12 protein-coding genes are annotated in these 15,741 nt (G+C 66.1%); 2 read left to right on the top strand and 10 right to left on the bottom strand.

Translation table 11 applies throughout. From position 1 onward, the window contains the following. Window positions 1-139 precede the first annotated feature (139 nt). From ACFU5V_RS24495 to ACFU5V_RS24470, 6 genes are all read right to left on the bottom strand, one after another. Window positions 140-2,203, bottom strand: a complete 2,064-nt coding sequence (locus tag ACFU5V_RS24495) for a 3-hydroxyacyl-CoA dehydrogenase NAD-binding domain-containing protein (RefSeq protein ID WP_378702652.1) — start codon at window positions 2,201-2,203, stop codon at window positions 140-142. Between the two features lie 111 nt (window positions 2,204-2,314). Continuing rightward, window positions 2,315-3,733 carry an MFS transporter gene (locus ACFU5V_RS24490; RefSeq protein ID WP_378702650.1) on the bottom strand — a complete coding sequence of 473 codons (1,419 nt, stop codon included), beginning with the start codon at window positions 3,731-3,733 and terminating at the stop codon, window positions 2,315-2,317. A gap of 153 nt (window positions 3,734-3,886) precedes the next feature. Next, window positions 3,887-5,530 carry an AMP-binding protein gene (locus tag ACFU5V_RS24485; protein WP_378702649.1) on the bottom strand — a complete coding sequence of 548 codons (1,644 nt, stop codon included), beginning with the start codon at window positions 5,528-5,530 and terminating at the stop codon, window positions 3,887-3,889. A gap of 74 nt (window positions 5,531-5,604) precedes the next feature. Continuing rightward, complete coding sequence (locus ACFU5V_RS24480; RefSeq protein ID WP_378702647.1) at window positions 5,605-6,393, bottom strand: SDR family oxidoreductase; 789 nt, start codon at window positions 6,391-6,393, stop codon at window positions 5,605-5,607. A 252-nt stretch (window positions 6,394-6,645) separates the two neighbouring features. Beyond that, a complete protein-coding gene (locus ACFU5V_RS24475; RefSeq protein ID WP_378702645.1) occupies window positions 6,646-8,955 on the bottom strand; it encodes an acyl-CoA dehydrogenase in 2,310 nt (769 codons plus the stop codon). Window positions 8,956-8,996: 41 nt separating this feature from the next. Then, window positions 8,997-9,980, bottom strand: coding sequence for an NADPH:quinone oxidoreductase family protein (locus ACFU5V_RS24470; RefSeq protein WP_378702643.1), 984 nt, complete (start codon window positions 9,978-9,980; stop codon window positions 8,997-8,999). Between the two features lie 286 nt (window positions 9,981-10,266). Here ACFU5V_RS24470 and ACFU5V_RS24465 point away from each other — a divergent pair, with 286 nt between their 5' ends. After that, window positions 10,267-11,478, top strand: a complete 1,212-nt coding sequence (locus ACFU5V_RS24465; protein ID WP_378702641.1) for an acyl-CoA dehydrogenase family protein — start codon at window positions 10,267-10,269, stop codon at window positions 11,476-11,478. Further along, window positions 11,475-11,630, top strand: a complete 156-nt coding sequence (locus ACFU5V_RS24460; protein WP_378702639.1) for a hypothetical protein — start codon at window positions 11,475-11,477, stop codon at window positions 11,628-11,630. The genes ACFU5V_RS24465 and ACFU5V_RS24460 overlap by 4 nt, the downstream gene beginning before the upstream one ends. 65 nt (window positions 11,631-11,695) lie before the next feature. Here ACFU5V_RS24460 and ACFU5V_RS24455 read toward each other — a convergent pair whose 3' ends face one another. The 4 genes from ACFU5V_RS24455 to ACFU5V_RS24440 all read right to left on the bottom strand — a co-directional run bounded on the left by ACFU5V_RS24455 (window position 11,696) and on the right by ACFU5V_RS24440 (window position 15,635). Continuing rightward, window positions 11,696-13,249: an acetolactate synthase large subunit gene (locus ACFU5V_RS24455; RefSeq protein WP_378702637.1), complete on the bottom strand. Its 1,554-nt coding sequence runs from the start codon at window positions 13,247-13,249 to the stop codon at window positions 11,696-11,698. A gap of 42 nt (window positions 13,250-13,291) precedes the next feature. Further along, window positions 13,292-14,029 carry an enoyl-CoA hydratase-related protein gene (locus tag ACFU5V_RS24450; RefSeq protein WP_378702635.1) on the bottom strand — a complete coding sequence of 246 codons (738 nt, stop codon included), beginning with the start codon at window positions 14,027-14,029 and terminating at the stop codon, window positions 13,292-13,294. A 230-nt stretch (window positions 14,030-14,259) separates the two neighbouring features. Next, window positions 14,260-14,868, bottom strand: coding sequence for an enoyl-CoA hydratase/isomerase family protein (locus ACFU5V_RS24445; RefSeq protein ID WP_378702633.1), 609 nt, complete (start codon window positions 14,866-14,868; stop codon window positions 14,260-14,262). A gap of 50 nt (window positions 14,869-14,918) precedes the next feature. Further along, window positions 14,919-15,635: an SDR family NAD(P)-dependent oxidoreductase gene (locus ACFU5V_RS24440; RefSeq protein ID WP_378702631.1), complete on the bottom strand. Its 717-nt coding sequence runs from the start codon at window positions 15,633-15,635 to the stop codon at window positions 14,919-14,921. Window positions 15,636-15,741 lie beyond the last annotated feature (106 nt).

The following is a 15,741-nucleotide window of genomic DNA, read 5'->3' as shown; positions in this document are numbered from 1 at the left end:
GTTTTTTCGCTGCTTCCCTGTGTCCCCTGGAGGGGGGCGGGCGTGGGGAGCAAAGAGAGTGCCGAAGCGGGAGGTCCGGGCGCGAGAGAAACCCCCCCCCCCTCCCCCGCCCCCGGACCGCATTCGCCGTACCCCGGTGTCAGTTGAAGGTCTTGCCTTCCTTCGCCAATCGCGTCAGCAGGGGTGCCGGTTCGGTGCCGGGGTCGAACGTCCGCAGGGCTTCCTCGACCGTGTCGAGACCGATGGTGTCGGCATGGAACATCGGCCCACCACGATGCCGGGGGAAACCGTATCCCGCCAGATAGACCACGTCGATGTCGGAGGCGCGCAACGCGATTCCCTCGTCCAGAATCCGTGCACCCTCGTCGACGAGCGCGAAGACCAGTCGCTGCACGATCTCGTCGGGAGAAAATTCCTGCCGCCGGGTGCCCTTCTCCCGGTGGTACGACTCGAGCAGTTCCGCGACGACGGGGCTCGGAATGGCGTCCCGACGACCGGGCTCGTAGTCGTACCAGCCCGCTCCCGTCTTCTGCCCGAATCGGCCCATCTCGCACAGCCGGTCGGAAATCTCCTCTCGTGGCATGTCCGGGTTCTCGGCGTAGCGGCGCTTGCGGATCGCCCACCCGATGTCGCCGCCGGCCAGGTCGCCGACCCGGTACGGTCCCATCGCGTACCCGAAACCCTCGATGGCGGAATCGATCTGTTCCGGAGACGCCCCCGCCTCGAGCAGAATGTTGGCGGCCCGTCGGTACCGGGCCAGCATTCGATTTCCGATGAACCCATCGCACACTCCGGACACCACCGTGACCTTGCCGATCCGCTGCCCGACGGCCGACGCGGTCGCGAGAACGTCGTCGGCGGTCTTGTCTGCGCGCACGATCTCGAGCAACGTCATCACGTTCGCGGGGCTGAAGAAGTGCATCCCGACCACGTCTTCCGGCCGGCCGGTGAACTCGGCGATCGCGTCGACATCGAGGGTCGACGTATTGGACGCCAGGATCGCACCGGGCTTCATCACCTCGTCCAGGTTGGTGAAAACCGCGCGCTTCACGTCCATGTCTTCGAACACGGCCTCGATGGCCAGATCACAGTCCGCGAGATCGGAGTAGTCGACGGTGGGGTGGAGCAGCCCCATTCGCGTCTCCAGGACGTCGGACGTCAGCTTCCCCTTGTCCACCTGCGCCTGATAGTTGCGGCGAATCGTGGCGAGACCGCGGTCGAGTGGTTCCTGCGAGGTCTCGAGCACCGTGACCGGGATACCGGCGTTGACAAAGTTCATGGCAATGCCGCCACCCATGGTGCCGGCGCCGACCACCGCCACCTTCCGCAGCGTCCGCACCGCGGTGTCGGCGGGCATCCCCGGAATCTTCCGGGCCGTCCGTTCCGCGAAGAACGCGTGCCGCATCGACGCCGACTGATCACCGCCCACCAATTCGAGGAACGCTGCGCGCTCGGCGTCGAGGCCCTCGGTGAAGGGGAGGCTGCATGCCTTCTCGACGAGGTCGAGGGCAATCAGGGGCGCCGCGAATCCGCGGCTCCGCTTGGTCAGCTGCGCGCGCACCGCTCCGAGGTCCTCGGTACCGGCCACCTCGAGGTCCCGGATCCGCGGTCGCCGACCGGACGCGGTCACCTCGGCGGCGAACTGTGTTGCGGCGGAAACCGTATCGGAATCGACTACGCGATCGAACAACCGCTGGTCCGGGTCGGCAGCCAGCACACCGGCCGTGCGGGGCGATCCACCGGTGATCATGTCGGCTGCGGTCCGCACGTTCAACACCCGGGGCAGTCGTTGCGTACCGCCGGCGCCGGGCACCAACCCCAGCTTCACCTCCGGCAGGCCGACTTTCGCGGACGTCGCCGCGACCCGGTAGTGGGCGCCGAGCGCGAGTTCGAGGCCGCCGCCGAAACACGTCCCCTCGATAGCCGCGACCACCGGTTTGGCCGAATCCTCGAGCGCCTCGATCACGGTGCGCAGCGACGGCTCCATCGAGGACTTGGGGGTGCCGAATTCGGAGATGTCGGCGCCGGCGGAGAAGAACTTGCCGTTGCCGGTCAGCACGATCGACTCGACCTCCGGCGTGTCCAGGGCACGGGTGAGGTCCCGCAGAATCCCCTGCCGGGTGGACAGCCCGAGACCGTTGACCGGCGGATTGTCGAGGCGGATGATGGCGACGCTTCCGGCGACGCTGTACTGGGTGGACATGCACATACCTTTCGGGGTGAGCGGGTGAATCGAGTAGGCGACGCCCGGGCTCACCGGGTTATCGGGCGTCCTGCATGGTGACGCTGGTCGTTCGAGAGGGAGGCTTGTCGGTCAACGCGCGCTGTCGTCGCCGCGCGGCGCCGCGTAGAGCTCCTCGTCCTCGGCCGCGCCGTCGGCGTTGGTCAGCGGATCGATCGCCGCGACCCGTGCACGATCCCGTTCGGGGTCGACGGTCAGGAACATCACGACGGCGCCCACGATCGCCACCACACCGAAGATCTGGAAGGCCGTCGTATACCCGTCGACCGGATTCTGTGCCGCGTCCACGAGGTACCCGGTGAGCCAGGGAGCCAGAATTCCGGACGTCTGGAACAGCGCGACGAACACACCCAGGGTCGACGCGACCTGACGCTCCGGGCTGATGTGACTCACGGCGACGAACATCAGGGGGAAGGTGGCCACACCGACGCCGTAACCCGTGACGACCAGGACCACCGCGATCCAGGAACTGGTCACGAACGGAATCACGGCCAGGCAGGCACCGCACAACAGCAGTGCGACCGCCGACACGAGCCCGCGCGAGACACGCACCGTCGTACCCCGTCCGGCAAGTCGGTCCGTGACGAACGAACCGAGCAGCATCGCCGCCATCCCGGTCACGCTGGGCAGCGCGAAGAGGAATCCGGAGTTGACTCGGCTGTAGCCGAGCCCCTGCTCGAAGTACGACGGGAGCCAGGTCAGGATCACCGCGACCATGCCGTAGATGGCGAACATGCCGAGCACGCCGCCCCAGAAGGTCGGCAGCGCCGCGATCTCGAGGATGCTCACCCGCTTCACCCTGCCCGTGTCTCCCGACAACTTCGCGCGCTCCCGGGCCGTGTGCACCGAGTAGGGGCCGTCCTTGCCGACCACCAGCCACACCGCCGCCCACACGGCGCCGACGACCATCATCGTGAAGAACGCCGCCTTCCAGCCGTACGCGGCAACGACGAGGGTGAGCGCGGGCGCCATGAGAATCTTGGCCAACGACGTGCCGGACGTGACCACGGCGGAGGGAAGCCCGCGTTTGCTCTTCGGGAACCACCCGAACACCGCCACGTTCGAGAGCGACGAGGCCGGTCCTTCGGCGGCGCCGAGGAGGACCCGGCTGATGATCAACGCCCCGAACGTACCGACCAGCAGGATCGGGATCTGCACCAGCGACCAGAGCAGAGCCATCGCCAGAAGTACCCAGACGATCTTCACCCGATCGGCGATGAAACCTCCCAGCAGACCGGTCACGACGAACAAGACGTAGAAGAGGCTGCCGAGGAGCCCGATGTCGGCGTTCGACAGGCCCAGGTCCTCCGACAGCGGGCGGGCGACGATACCGAGCACGGCCTTGTCGGCGAAGTTCACCGTTTGCAGGATCATCACGAGAAACGTGATGCTCCACGCGGTACGTGCTGTTCGGGCTCCCACCGGATGGGTTGCCTCGGTCATCTCAACCTCGGAACTGCCCGCGCGATTCGGGCCGTTGGTGACAGTCATGAGTGGGTCTCCGTCTCGGCAGCTGTGATTGCGCTCATGAAAGTCAATTCAAATGGCATGTGTGACAGAGATCAAAGACCAGGCCCCTATTCCGACGATCGACAGATCGTATGCCTGACGCAACGCAGATCGTCTATCGAAAGATCCTCGTGTTCAACGCATCTCACGACGCAAGATCTTTCCGCTGGCGGTCTTCGGCAACTCGTCGAGCACCTCCACGGACCGGGGTGCCTTGTATGCGGCCAGACGCTCCCGGCAGAACTCCACCACCTCCTGCGGCTCGACCGCATGTCCCGGCCGCAGACTGACGAACGCGGCAACCGTTTCGCCGCGGTAGTCGTCGGGTATCCCGACGACTGCGGCCTCCCGTACCGCCGGATGCTGATACAGCACGTCCTCGACCTCACGAGGCCACACCTTGAACCCCGAAGCGTTGATCATGTCCTTCTTGCGGTCCACGACATACAACCAACCGTCCCTGTCCATGAAACCGACATCACCGGTGTACAAACGGCCGTTCGGTATCGATTGCGAGGTCGCTTTCGGCAGATTCCAGTAGGCGGGTACGACCATCGGCCCCTCGACAGTGATCTCCCCGACCTCACCGGGCCCCAGGTCACGACGATTCTCGTCCACGATCCGCACCAGCGCTGCCGGGAGCGGCACACCGACCGACAGCGTGCCCGAGTCCAGGTCGACCGGAGCTTCCCTTCCCGCCGGTACAGCGGCGGTCCCCGCGGACGATTCGGTGAGGCCGTAGCCGTTGCGAAGGTACAGCCCGGTCGCGTCCCGGAACCGCTCCACCACCGCGTGGGGCAACGGAGCACCACCAGACGCAACGGTCCGGAACGAACCGAAAGCGTCCCTGGAGAAATCTGGATGGGACATCAGTGCCATGTATGCAGTGGACGGTCCCACCATGAAGGCGGGACGCGCACGCCGCAGGACGTCGAGCACCACACCCGGTTCGAAGCGGTACGCCAGCACGAGCGGGCTCACCAAATCGACCGCGTTGAGCAATTGGCCGACCATGCCGGTGATGTGGAACAGCGGAGCCAAGGCGAATACCGGTGAACCGGAGGGGACACGCGACAGCAGACGCAGGTTGGAGCTGTTGGCACAAAGATTCCCATGCGTGTTGGTGGCGCCCTTGGACCGTCCGCTCGTCCCGGAGGTGTACGACACGAGCGCAATGCTGTCGGGACGCAATTCCGGGTCCGGTGCCGTACGGCCGGCCCGCGACCTCGCGACCTCCAGCAAATCCTCGACACCCCGGCTCCGAATGCGCTCACGGCCCGCGAACAGACGCCGGTCGTTCGATACCTGCAGATCGAGCTCGCTTGCGGTGAGAACGATCCGAATGCCGGCTTCTCCTGCGCGTGACGCAACATGGTCCGCCCACTCGCTCTCACCGCAGACCAGTGCCGTCACCTCAGCGTCCGCGAAGATGTGGACGAGTTCGTCCCGATACATCGGGTTGAGCGGGACCACGACTCCGCCGGCTTTCCACGCCCCGAACAGGGCGAGCACGAACTGCGGGACGTTCTGCAGGTACAGGCCCAGCCGGTCGCCGGGACGGAACCCCTGCTCACGGAGGTAGTCGGCGACGCCGTCGCTGAGTTCGTCGACATCTCGGTAGGTCAGCGTCGCCCCGAGATAGCTCACCGCCGGACCGTCCGGCGACGACGCCACCGCCTCCGCGAGCATCGCGGTCGTCGTTCGCGACGCCGACGACGACGTGGTCTTCGCGATGTCGTCGTAGTGCGCCAGCCACGGCCTGTCGTCATACCAGCTCATCGCCTCGTGCCTGTTCTCTCGATCGATACTCTCGATTGTGCCCGCATGCGGCCGGACGGAACCGGCCGGAACGGTCACCTCGCGCCGCTGACTCCCCCGTCGACGGGAATCACGGCTCCGGTCAGAAAGGCCCCCGCGCGGGACGACAGGAAGATCGCCGCTCCCGCGACGTCTTCCTCGCTCCCGACCCGACCTAGCGGCACCCGGTCGAGAACCTGACGGTGCCGCTCCTCGTCGTCGAATGCATGAGCGGTCATCTTGCTCGGGAACGGCCCCGGCGCGATGGCGTTGACGGTGATCTGGTCGGGTGCCAGCGTCGCAGCCAGCTTGCGGGTGAGCATGTGCACGGCGGCCTTGCTCGCCCCATACGAGAAATTGTCGGTCCGTGAGATCACGAGACCGTCGACCGAGCCGATGTTGATCACGCGGGCGGGATCGGCGTCCGTCGCCGCGGCCCGCAGCCGCGGCAACAGTGCCTGGGTGAGTGCGAATACGCCCTTGACGTTGATGTCGAAAATCTTGTCGAAACCGGACGCGGGGAACTCGTCGACCGGCGCACCCCAGGCCGCCCCGGCATTGTTGACCAGAACATCCACGCCGGGCGCCACGTCGGCCATCCGGGCGGTCAGACTGTCGATTCCCTCCGCAGTCGACAGATCTGCCGGATGCGCCAGGCACGTCCCCGGTCCCAACGCCGACAACTCCACTGCCGTGTCCACACACGGCCCCGCTTTACGGGCGCAGATCACCACCGTCGCATCGGCCTCGACGAAGCCCTGGGCGATCATCCGACCGATGCCGCGCGAGCCTCCGGTAACGACGACGGTCTTGCCCCGCACGTCGAACAATGCATTCGCGTCCACACACACTCCTTGTCGAGTTTTCACCCTGTGAACGGGGAACGAGCGCAGAGACTCGTCAGCCACTCACAGGGGCATGCCGGAAGTCCTTGCCTGGTCGCCGCGCCACGCCGCATTCAACGTGAGCAGGCGGGCGGTATCCCCGTGACTCGGAGCGAACGTCGCGCCGACCACCCACCGCGGCTGTGACCGTGCGGGTGGTCGCCACTCCCCGAGTAGCAGCGGGACGGCAGTATCAGTTCGAGGCGGTCGTCGTCACCGCGGCAACCCCAGGACGCGCTCACCGATGATGTTGCGTTGAATCTGATTCGACCCTCGGGCAATCCGGCGGCCACGGCTCTCGAGAAACACGCGTTGCAGCGCATCCAGCGGATAGCCGTCGCCCTCGGGACGAATCAGCGCGGACGCGCCGATGAGGTCGAGTGCCGTCGAACCGAAGATGCAGTGATACTCCGACCAGTTGACTTTGTCGATCGCCAGCAACTCGTCCACCGGTTGCCCCGCCGCGACTCGGGCGCCGATCACGGAACCGACGACGCGCATGAGTTCGACCTCGACCGCGAGTTCCGCGAGCCGCTGCCGGACGATCGCGTCGCCCAGCCCGCCGACCTTTTCGAGTCTCTCCACCAGCACACCCAGTTCGTGGCGATAGCCGACATACTGCGTTGCCGCCAGGCCCGCCCGTTCGGCACCGAGCGTCGTCATCGCGACCTTCCAGCCGTTGCCGAGCCCGCCCACCACGTCGGTCAGTGGGGCGCGGGCGTCGGTGATTCGTTCCTGTGCGAATCCACTGTCCCCCGAGGGCCTCCGGATGGGATCGACATCGATACCGTTGTCCGCCATGGAAACGAGTACGTAGGAGATACCCCGGTGTCTCGGCGCTTCGCGGTCGGTGCGGCACAGCAGGAACATCATGTTTGCCTGGTCCCCGTGACTGGTCCAGATCTTGTCTCCGGTGATCCGTACTTCATCGCCGTCCACGGTTCCGACGGTTCGCAGCGAGGCGAGGTCGGATCCGGTCTCGGGCTCGGAGAATCCCTGACACCAGATGTCCTCGCCCGACAGAATGCGCGGCAGGAACCGCCGTTTCTGGTCCTCCGTCCCGTGTGCCAGCAGCGCCGGCGCGAGCAGGCTCTCACCCATGCCGAGTTGCGGGCGTCGGAGGCGTGCGTGGGCGAATTCTTCCTCGACCACCAAGTTCTCGACAGGTCCCAGCCCCCGGCCGCCGTGTTCCACCGGCCACGACAGGCACAGCCAACGGCCCTCTCGCAGCAGATCGATCCAGCGCTTCTCCGCGTCGGAGTCTTCGTGGCCGAATGGTTCCTGCGCATATTCGAGGGGCATCCCCTCCGCGCGGTGGTCGGCGAGCCAGGCGCGGACCTCGGCCCGCAGTTCCGCCAGTGGTGCAGGCTCGTCGGCACGAACCAGTGCGTCCGGCATGGCGCCGGCGGTCGCCAGAACTCCATCGAGCAGACGCTCGCGGTGCCACGTCGAGGATCCGAACATCAGTTGGTCAGTCTTGGCCCTCTTGAGATGCAGGTGGGCCTCGTGCTCCCACGTGAAGCCGATTGCACCGTGTAATTGAATCGATTCGCCGGCGATCTGCAGGTATCGCTCACTCCCCGCGACGCTGAGCAGGCTCACGAGTGCCGGCAGTTCCGGGGCGTGGGTATCGGCCGCATGCGCTGCGACATCGACGGCGGCGGCAATCGGCTCGAGCACGCGGACCAGGTCTGCCAGTCCGTGCTTGACCGCCTGGTTCGCACCGATCGGGCGGCCGAACTGGCTACGCGTCTTCGCATAGTCGGTCGTCAGATGGACACACCGGCGAGCTCCGCCGACCCTCTCGGCCGCCTGCACGACCAGTGACTTGTCGAAGGCTCCGGACAGAGCCTCGGATACGTCGGCGTCACCACTGATCCTCTGCGCCGCCGCGCTGTCGAAGGTGAAGGTCGTGAGCGGGCGCGTCAGGTCCAGCACCGGTTGCCGATCCCGCCGAACACCGCGGTCGACCGGATCGGTGAGAAACAGTCCGATTCCGTCGTCGGTACGGGCCGCCACCACGACGAGGTCGGCGCAGTGACCGAAGATCACCTGATGCGCTCGACCGTCCAGCCGCCAGCCGGCACCGTCCCGGCGAGCACGCACAGGCTCCGAGCCCTCGGTCCACCACCCATCGACGTCTGCAAACGCCAAGCACCCGATGCGCGTGCCCGCGGCGAGGCCGGGTAGAAGTTCACTGCGCCAATGTTCCTGAGCGCAGTCCGCAATCGCCGAAGTGGTCAGTACAGAACTGGAAAAGAAGGGACTGCACGCCGCGAAACGTCCGAATTCTTCCGCCACCACAACGAGATCGCCGATACCCGCGCCCGAACCGCCGTACTGCTCGTCGACGAGCATCCCTTGCAGTTCGAGCTGCTCGGCCATCGTGGCCCACATCTCGGTCCGGTATCCAAGTTCGGTCTCCTGGACGGCCAGCACTTCCGCGGGTTCGCTGGTCTCGGCGAGGAACTCTCGAACCGCCTCGCGAAGCGCACGATGTTCCGCGGTGTTCGTCAAACCCATATCATCTTCTCCTTCGAGTCTCGGTCGTAGCGCAGCATCGTTCAGGACACCCGCACAACCAATCGGCCCACGACCGTTCGTTCACCGAGTTCGCACACCGCCTTCGGAACCGCGTCGAAGTCGACCGTGTCCACCAGAGGTGACACCAGTCCACGCGAATGGAACTCGCACAGCGCGTCGTGCACCTCCCGGACATAGACCGGATCGTCGCGGAACGGGCGCGTGCGGAAACCGACCACCGAATAATTTTTCAACAAAGCATGATTCACGGAGAACTGCGGAATCGTCCCGCCCGCGAACCCGACCACGAGCAGCCTGCCCTCGACCGCGATGCACCGACGGGATCGGTCGAAGACGTCTCCACCCACCGAGTCGTAGATCACGTCGGCGCCGCGGCCATCGGTCAGATCCTTCACGACCGCGACGAAATCTTCCTCCCTGTGGTCGATGACCTCGTCCGCGCCGAGGCGGCGGCATACCTCGGCCTTTGCGGGACCGCCGGCGACGGCGATCACCCGCGCTCCCACGGCCTTACCCAACTGCACCGCGGCGCTGCCGATTCCGCCCGATGCGCCGTGGACCAGCAGGGTCTCGCCGCTACGCAACCCACCTCGACGGAACAGCGCCATGTACGAGGTCTGGTACGCGACGAAGAATGCCGCCGCCTGATCGAGCGGCATCCCCTCCGGTGCCGGGAGTATTCGATCAGCCGGAACAACGAGCCGATCGGCCAGCGCGCCGCCGACAGTCGTCCCGGCCGTGACGATCACCCGGTCGCCCACATCCCTGCCGTCCACACCCGGGCCGACCTCGATGACAGTGCCCGCCGCTTCACCGCCGATGGTGAAGGGCAACTCCGGCTTGTCGTGGTAATCCCCGCGGCACAACAGCAAGTCGGGAAACCCCAACGCGGCAGCAGCGACCCGAACCGCGACCTCACCAGGCCCCGGCGCGATATCGGGCGACTCGACGAGTTCGAGGGCATCGTCGGGTTGCCCCAGTCGGGTGATCTGCCATGCTCGCATCTGTGCTCCTCTGACATCGGAAGTGGAGAGATAGTCCACCAATTCAAGGGGCATCGGCCGCGTACTGTCCAAGACGCCTTGTCGTAGGTTGAAATAGGTCGTGAATATGGGCGGACCTTCCACACGTGCCCGCCGCCGTGAACGACATCGCCCAACGCGTGGCTGCGACCTGCGGTGATTATCGGGACCTATCCGATCCGTAAGGCAACGCGTCTTTGACCTCGTCCGCTGGCGCGACGATCGTTCGACTCATTCGTCAAGCATCCTGACAAGACAAGGAAGTGTCGTGGACCTGACCCTGTCATCCCGTGCGCAAGACACCCTCGAACTGGTGGACGCCTTCATGGAGGAGTTCATCCTTCCGAACGAAGAGGTCTACCACCGGCAACGCGCCGAACTCGGCTACGACAACCACGACGTGCCCACCATCGTCGAGGAATTGAAGATCGAGGCCAGAAAACGCGACCTGTGGAACCTGTGGCTGCCCGCGGTCTCGGGTTTCACCAACGTCGAGTACGCGCAGATGTGCGAGTCGATGGGCCGCTCCCTCCGATTCGCCCCGGTGGTGTTCAACTGCGCCGCACCCGATACCGGCAACATGGAACTACTGCACATGTTCGGCACCGAAAAGCAGAAGTCGCAGTGGCTTCGGCCGCTGCTCGACGGCGAGATCCGTTCCTCGTTCGCAATGACCGAACGCAACGTCGCCTCATCGGACGCCACCAATATCGAGACCCGGATCGAACGGGACGGTGACGACTACGTCATCAACGGCCACAAGTGGTTCATCTCCGGCGCCGCCTCACCCGAGTGCAAGGTATTGGTGCTCATGGGCAAGACCGATCCCGACGCCGATCGGCACCGTCAGCAGTCGATGATTCTCGTCCCCATGGACACTCCCGGTGTCACTGTTGTTCGCCCGCTTCCGGTTTTCGGATTCCAGGATCAGCACGGCCACTGCGAAATCGTTCTCGAGAACGTGCGTGTTCCCGCCACGAACCTTCTCTCGGAAGAGGGCAGCGGCTTCACGCTCTCTCAGGCGCGCCTGGGTCCCGGCCGAATCCACCACTGCATGCGCCTGATCGGCTCCGCCGAGCGTGCACTGGAACTGGCGTGCCGTCGCGCACAGTCCCGTATCGCCTTCGGGAGGCCGATCGCCGAACAGGGCACCGTTCGCGCCGACATCGCGAACTCGCGTATCGACATCGATTCGAACCGGTTGCTGGTACTGCAGACTGCGCATCTGATCGACACCGTGGGGGCGAAGCGTGCGCGGCACCAGATCTCGGCGATCAAGGTGGCGACCGCGAACATGGCCTGCCAGGTGATCGACCGCGCCATTCAGATCCACGGCTCCTCCGGCGTTTCCGATGCCACGCCGCTCGCGGACCTGTATGCCCACGCCCGGGGCATCCGCATCGCCGACGGCCCCGACGAGGTCCACCGGCAGGTCGTCGCGCGCCACGAGTTCGCCAAGTACCGGTCGGAGAAGTCATGACCTCCCCGAATCCGGTCGCATTGGTCACGGGCCGTGTCGGCGGAGTCGGGCAGGCCGTGGGGCACAGACTTCGCTCACAGGGGTACCAGGTGGTGTTCGGCGTCATCGCCGCCGCCCCCGCCCGGGCCCGATCCCGGGGCGGTGCGGTGTGAGGTAACCGATACCGTCCGAAGAGTCTGTCGCGCCGACTCTTCGGACGGACATCCCGACAGATCGGTCAGAGCAGCGGTGGGATCACGGCCTCGATGAGGTGTGGGCCGGGCTCGGCGAGCGCGGCGGAGAACTGCGCCGCCAATTCCTCTGCGGTGGTGGCACGCGAGGCCGGGACACCGAACCCCTCGGCTATCTTGACGTAGTCCATGTTCGGCGAAGACAGATCGAGCATCGAATTCGCCGCAGCACCTGCGCCTACCGCCCCGACCCGTTGCAGTTCCATTCTCAGGATCGCGTACGCGCGATTGTTCAGCAGGACCGTGGTGACGTCGAGGTTCTCACGTGCCTGCGTCCACAACGCACTGATGGTGTATATCGCACTTCCGTCGGCCTGCAGGTTGACGACCGGGCGGTGCGGCGCCGCGACAGCGGCACCGGTGGCCACGGGTATTCCCTGCCCGATCGCGCCACCGGTGAGCATCAACACGTCGTGCCGCGGCGCACCGGACATCGCCGCCGGAATTCCACCGCCGGAGGTGTTCGCTTCCTCCGAGACGATCGCGTTCTCCGGAAGCAGCGCGCCGATCACATCAGCCCAGTTACGAACAGACAGTGGGCCACTCGGCAGCGGTGGGCGACGTTCAGCCTGAACTGTCGGCTCCACGCCCGGCGCGACAGTGTCCGCAACCGCCTCGAGCGCGCCCGTCACGTCGTCCCCGACCTCCGCGAGAGTCGTGACGGTGACACCCTCGGGCACCAGGTCGCCGGGCCTTCCCGGGTACGCGAAAAATGACACCGGGGATACGACTCCGGCCAGGATCAGGCCGGACGCCCCTTCCAGTTGCCGTGTGGCCTGCTCGGCAAGATAGCCCAGCCTGTCGAACGCGGGCAGTCCGGCACCGCGCTCGAGTCGGGCCGGAAACGTCTCGACCAGTACCTGGGCACCCGTTGCGGCGGCAATTCTGGCGGCGGCCCGCAGCCCACGCTCGCGGCACGCCTCGCCACCGAGCAGAATGGTGGTTCGCCCGTCCGCGGTTACCTGCGCCGCCGCCGCGCGCACCGCCGCAGATGGGACGGGCCGACGGCCGGCAGGAGTCACCGGCGGTGCGGGTACACCACCGTCGCCCCACGACACATCGGCGGGAAGGATCAAAGTTGCGCATCGCCCCGGCGAATCCAATGCCGCCGCAACAGTATCTGCCGTATCCTTGCCCGCCGATTCGGTGTTGTCCGCGCGACGCGACCAGCCTTCGAGCCAGCCGGCGAGCGCATCGATGTCCGATTCGAGGGGCGCGTCGAGCCGATGGTGGTACGTGGCGTGGTCGCCGACGACGTTCACGATCGGCGTGTGCGCGCGACGTGCGTTGTGCAGGTTCGCCAACCCGTTGGCCATCCCCGGCCCGAGGTGCAGCAGCGTCGCCGCGGGCTTACCGGCGATGCGCGCGTAACCGTCCGCGGCACCGGTCACGGTGCCTTCGGACAGCCCCAGAACACCCCGCATCGCGGGAACCGAATCGAGGGCGGCCACGAAATGCATCTCGGAGGTGCCGGGGTTGCCGAAACACACCTCCACCCCCGAGTCGACGAGGGTGCGGATTATCGACTGTGCACCGTTCATGTGCAGGTCACCTTTCGTCGCTGCCGATCACCCTCCGGCCATTCACCTTCGCATGAATCCGGCGAAAGCCGCTTGTGCTTCCGCGGATTGCCGCCTCTTCCCGAAGTGTACGGACTCGACGTCCAGTGTCTGGAGCACCGCGTCACGGATCGGCCGGCGCAGCAGCAACTTCGTCGCCTCCACCGATTCGGCGGGCGCAGCGGCAAGCCGCTCCGCTCGCTCGAGCGCGACCGCGAGCGCGTCACCATCCGGCACGGCACGGTTGATCAACCCGGCCTCCGCTGCATCGTCGGCGTCGAACTGATCGCCCAGCATCAGCAACTCGGTGGCCCGCTTCAGTCCCGCGACCTGCGGCAGGAGGTAGCTCGACCCGCCCTCGGGGCACAGCCCCAACGGGACGAAGGGAACCCGGAACCGAGTGGCCCGGCCGGCGAAGGCGAAGTCGCAATGCAGAAGCATCGTGGTTCCGATACCGATCGCGAATCCCTCTACCGCGGCGATGATCGGCTTACGCGCACACACCAGTGCACGGAGCAGAACCATCCCGGCACCGGCGCCCTCGGTCTGGACGTCTTGAAAGCTCGCGATGTCGTTTCCGCTGGTGAATACACCGCCGGCCCCGGTGAGCACAGATACGCGCACATCGGGATCGCTGTCGGCACCCTCGATCGCTGTAGCGAGTGCCTGATAGTCGGCGGGATCGAGCGCATTGCGGCGATGCGGGCGATCCATCGTCAGGAGGCGGACGCCGTCTCGAATGGTTTCGGTTCGAATGGTCATGTATACCTTCGTTGTCGTGCGGAACAATGCCGGTTTCGGTGGTGGGAGTACACAGGGACGATCGTCATGACGCGCCGGCGAGGATGTGCCCCAGAGGCGGGCGCCGCAACACGAACCGGCGCCCGTCGGCTGCAGTGATCAGGTCGATTCCGTCATCGCCCTGCCGTCCGTCCGTTGTGTCTTCTGCTGTCATCGTGTCGTCACCCACTCGGGTGTCGCCGGTACAAATCTCAGACGTGCAAGGTGTCGTGCGACAGGATCGCTCGCTTCATGGCGGCGGCGCCGCCGCCGGGGTAGGCCGCCATCTTCTCGGCGAGTTCCGTCGCCCGGCTCAGAACCTCCTCGTCCGGCGTCACCGCGTACGCGAATCCGCGGCGCAACAGGTCCGGACCGTATTGACGTTCACACGCCAACGTGAGCTGTAGCGCCTGGTTCACGTCATACTTCGCCAGCAGCCATCGCAGGTTGTTCGGAGCGGCGACACCCATCTCCGCCTCGCTGACCACGAGGAATGACTTCTCGCCCACTATCAGCACGTCGCAGGCGAGAGCGATCGCCGCCGCACCGTTGACTGCAGCCTTCTCGAGCGCCCCGACCAAGGGCTTCTCGAGACCTGCCAGGCGCACGTGCAACTCGGCGATCGCGGCCGAGATCGCCGGCTCGCCCGGGCGGACCTCGGCGAGATCCAGTCCGGAGCTGAAACATCCGTCTGCGCCGTGCAACAGTACGGCGGTGACGGTGTCGTCGCCCTGGGCGGCGGCGAGAGCTTTCGCGAGCTGGGTCACCATCGGGATCGTCAGGGCGTTCTTCCGGCCCGGGCGGTTCAATTCGATGTCCATGCGGCCACTCTCGTGGCGTCGGACGAGCACGACATCTGCGTCGGGGTGACTCACAGCGCCCTCCTCGCGAGGCTGAAGACCTGACCGGTGGGTCCCGACGACGGCCGCGTGGCCAGCCACAACACCAGCTCAGCCACCTCGTCCGGCGCCTTCACTCGTTCCATCTTCGACATCGCGGGCGCCTCGCCCAAAGTGAAGTTGTCTTTCGTCAGCTCGGTAGCTACCGGCCCCGGCACAATCTCGTTGACGTCGATGCCGTCCCGCCACACCTCCTGTGCCAGCACCTGGACCAACTGCGATACACCGGCTTTCGCCGCGGCATACGCGGACGACCCGGGCGTGGGCGCGTGTCCGGTGCCGGACCCCATCACGAGGATTTTGCCGCTCTGCTGCCCGGACATCACAGGGAGGGCGGCCTGGGCACAGTGGAACACGCTATTGAGGTTGAGCGAGATGGTGTTCGTCCACTCGTCCGCATTACTGTCGCCCAGGCGCCCGGAAGTGAGCCCCCCACCCGCATTACACAGCATCAGGTGTAGGCCACCGAACTCTGCCACCGTCTGCTTGACCATCGCCTGCACCTGGTCTGCGGCCGTCACATCCACCTGCAACGCCAGTGCCCGATCCCCTTCGGCCCTGATCTCTTCCGCCACGGCCTCGACCTGGTCGATGCTGCGGGCGGCCACGACAACCGCGGCACCCGCACGGGCGAGCGCGAGTGCGCTCGCCCGGCCGATTCCGCGTCCGCCACCCGTCACCAGGCTCACGGTGCCTTCCAATGGAGATGATGCGCTCATCGAATCCCTTCCACAATCGGTGTCTACGGTGCTGTCGGCTCAGGACCCGCGGTTCAGACCCTCCCGCTACCCGGCT

The sequence above is a fragment of the Rhodococcus sp. NPDC057529 genome (assembly GCF_042802055.1).
GTDB lineage: Bacteria > Actinomycetota > Actinomycetes > Mycobacteriales > Mycobacteriaceae > Rhodococcus_F.
This window is presented reverse-complemented; position numbering and strand designations above follow the sequence as displayed.

Coding starts and splice junctions, on each gene's coding strand:
- ACFU5V_RS24470 (WP_378702643.1), bottom strand. CDS start 9,980: ATGCGAGCATGGCAGATCACCCGACTGGGGCAACCCGACGATGCCCTC.
- ACFU5V_RS24475 (WP_378702645.1), bottom strand. CDS start 8,955: ATGGGTTTGACGAACACCGCGGAACATCGTGCGCTTCGCGAGGCGGTT.
- ACFU5V_RS24490 (WP_378702650.1), bottom strand. CDS start 3,733: ATGACTGTCACCAACGGCCCGAATCGCGCGGGCAGTTCCGAGGTTGAG.
- ACFU5V_RS24450 (WP_378702635.1), bottom strand. CDS start 14,029: ATGACCATTCGAACCGAAACCATTCGAGACGGCGTCCGCCTCCTGACG.
- ACFU5V_RS24455 (WP_378702637.1), bottom strand. CDS start 13,249: ATGAACGGTGCACAGTCGATAATCCGCACCCTCGTCGACTCGGGGGTG.
- ACFU5V_RS24460 (WP_378702639.1), top strand. CDS start 11,475: ATGACCTCCCCGAATCCGGTCGCATTGGTCACGGGCCGTGTCGGCGGA.
- ACFU5V_RS24495 (WP_378702652.1), bottom strand. CDS start 2,203: ATGTCCACCCAGTACAGCGTCGCCGGAAGCGTCGCCATCATCCGCCTC.
- ACFU5V_RS24445 (WP_378702633.1), bottom strand. CDS start 14,868: ATGGACATCGAATTGAACCGCCCGGGCCGGAAGAACGCCCTGACGATC.
- ACFU5V_RS24485 (WP_378702649.1), bottom strand. CDS start 5,530: ATGAGCTGGTATGACGACAGGCCGTGGCTGGCGCACTACGACGACATC.